At 71.0% G+C, this 2,328-nt stretch carries 3 protein-coding genes; 1 reads left to right on the plus strand and 2 read right to left on the minus strand.

What is annotated here, in order from left to right; translation table 11 throughout:
• Together VFM98_RS04155 and VFM98_RS04160 are read right to left on the minus strand one after the other, a co-directional pair.
• A partial coding sequence (locus VFM98_RS04155) for a response regulator transcription factor (RefSeq protein WP_325108639.1) occupies positions 1-409 on the minus strand: 409 nt, incomplete at its 3' end.
• A 19-nt stretch (positions 410-428) separates the two neighbouring features.
• Positions 429-893 carry a Spy/CpxP family protein refolding chaperone gene (locus tag VFM98_RS04160; protein WP_325108640.1) on the minus strand — a complete coding sequence of 155 codons (465 nt, stop codon included), beginning with the start codon at positions 891-893 and terminating at the stop codon, positions 429-431.
• A 130-nt stretch (positions 894-1,023) separates the two neighbouring features.
• Between VFM98_RS04160 and VFM98_RS04165 the strand changes: the two genes are divergently transcribed.
• Positions 1,024-2,232 carry a branched-chain amino acid ABC transporter substrate-binding protein gene (locus tag VFM98_RS04165; protein ID WP_325108641.1) on the plus strand — a complete coding sequence of 403 codons (1,209 nt, stop codon included), beginning with the start codon at positions 1,024-1,026 and terminating at the stop codon, positions 2,230-2,232.
• The last annotated feature ends 96 nt before the right edge of the window (positions 2,233-2,328 follow it).

Raw genomic sequence — 2,328 nt, forward strand, 5'->3', positions numbered from 1 at the left:
GGTCGATGACGAGGCCCTCGAAGTGCAGGCGCGCGTCGGCCGGCACGGCGCGGCGGCGGCGCAGCACGGTGGTGATGCGCGCCACCAGCTCGCGCGGCTCGAAGGGCTTGGGCAGGTAGTCGTCGGCCCCGAGCTCGAGGCCGACGACGCGGTCCATCACCTCGCCGCGGGCAGTGAGCATCACGATCGGCAGGTCGCTCTCGGCGCGGATCGCGCGGCAGAGGGCGAAGCCGTCCTGCTCCGGCAGCATCACGTCGAGAATGGCCGCGTCGAAGGCCTGCTGCCGCAGCAGGGCGAGCCCCGCGCTCGGGCGCAGGGCCTGCACCAGCTCCAGGCCGAAGCGGGCGAAGTACGCGGCCAGCGGCTCGCCCAGCGCCTCGTCGTCGTCGATCAGCAGGATGCGGGGCATGCGGCATTGTGCGCGGGGCTCAGCCCCGGCGCCACCAGCCGCGGCGCCGCTGCAGGTGCTCGCGCACCTTGGCCTGCTGGCGCGCGTCGAGGCTGTCGTAGAAGTCGGCCAGCGCCCCGATCACCTCGGGGCTGCGGGTCTCCAGCGCACTGTTCATGCGCGCCACCAGGGCCTGCGCACCGGCACGGTCGAACTTGTCGCCTGCCACCAGCGCCTGCAGTTGCGCGCGCGGACTGGGCTGGCCTGCGAGCGCGGCGCGCTGGGCGTGCAGCTTGTCGAGGAGCACGCCGAGCTTCGCCTTCTGGGCCTCGTTCAGCTCGAGCCGGCCCGCGACGCGGTCGATGACGTGCTCGCGGTGGCGCGCCTGCTCCTCGGCGCTGGCGCCCCAGCCGGCGTGCTCGCGATGGTGGCCGCAGCCGGCCAGCGCGCCCAGGGTGAGGACGGCGAACAGGCCGGCGAGGCCGCGGCGGATCCAGGGTTTCATGCTTGCTCCTTGCAGTGGACAGGAAGGACCTCGAGGGTGCCGGCCGCGCGCCGCCGGGTCATCGCCGCGCGGTCTCGTTTCTTTTCGTTTTGTTTCGCCCGCCGCCGCACCGCCGATGCAGCATCGCGCCATGTCCCGCCCGAATGCCTTGCTGCTGGGCATCCCTGCCCTCTTCCTCGCCCTGTCCGGCTGCGGACGCAAGGAAGCGCCGGAAGCCCCCTCGGCCGCCGCACCTGCACCGGCCGGCGCCTCCGCGCCCGCGCCGGCCGGCGGGCCCGCGCAGGTGGTGCGCATCGGCCACGTCGGCCCGCTCTCCGGCCCGCAGGCGCACTACGGCAAGGACAACGAGAACGGCGTGCGCATGGCGATCGACGAACTCAACGCGCAGAACGTCGCCATCGGCGGCAAGCCGGTGCGCTTCGAGCTGGTGGCCGACGACGATGCGGGCGATCCGCGCCAGGGCACGGCTGCGGCGCAGAAGATGTGCGACGAGAAGGTGGCCGGCGTGGTCGGCCACCTCAACTCGGGTACCACCATCCCCGCCTCGCGCGTCTACAACGACTGCGGCATCCCGCACATCACGCCCTCGGCCTCCAACCCGGCGCTCATGCAGCCGGGCTACAAGACCACCTTCCGCCTGATCGCCAACGACAACGCGCTGGGCGCGGCGGTGGCCAACTACGCCGCCGACACGCTCAAGCTGAAGAAGGTGGCGATCGTCGACGACCGCACGGCCTACGGTCAGGGCGTCGCCGAGGTGTTCCGCAAGACCGCGGAGGCCAAGGGCATGCAGGTGGTGGACCAGCAGTTCACCACCGACAAGGCGACCGACTTCACGGCCATCCTCACCGCCATCCGCGCGAAGGCGCCGGACGCGATCTTCTACGGCGGTCTCGATCCGCAGGCCGGCCCCATGCTGCGGCAGATGGAGCAGTTGGGCCTGGCGAACGTGCGCTTCCTGGGCGGCGACGGCATCTGCACGCAGGAGATCGCCAAGCTCTCGGGCAACGCGAAGACGCTCGACAACGTGGTCTGCGCCACCGGCGGCGCCTCGCTGGACCGCATGCCGGGCGGCAAGGCGTGGAAGCAGAAGTACGACCAGCGCTTCCCCAACCAGTTCCAGGTCTACAGCCCCTATTCCTACGACGCGACTTTCGTGCTGGTGGATGCGATGAAGCGCGCGAACTCCACCGATCCGAAGGTCTACACGCCTTTCCTCGCCAGCACCGACTACCAGGGCGTGACGGCGCGCATCCAGTTCGAGCCGAACGGCGAGCTGAAGAATCCGGCCACCACCTTGTACACGTACAAGGGCGGGCAGAAGACGCAGCTGGACTGACTCTTGGGCTCGCAGGGGAAGCGCTGCGGCCTCTGGGTCCGGCCTGGAGGGGGTTTGTCCGTCTCACTCCATGTCCCCCGGCACTGGCTGAAGCCA

It is taken from the genome of Ramlibacter sp., from assembly GCF_035706265.1.
Taxonomy (GTDB): Bacteria; Pseudomonadota; Gammaproteobacteria; order Burkholderiales; family Burkholderiaceae_C; genus Ramlibacter.

Bases quoted from the DNA above. Each gene is read 5' to 3' on its own strand.
- VFM98_RS04160 (WP_325108640.1), bottom strand. From the start codon at position 893: ATGAAACCCTGGATCCGCCGCGGCCTCGCCGGCCTGTTCGCCGTCCTC.
- VFM98_RS04165 (WP_325108641.1), top strand. From the start codon at position 1,024: ATGTCCCGCCCGAATGCCTTGCTGCTGGGCATCCCTGCCCTCTTCCTC.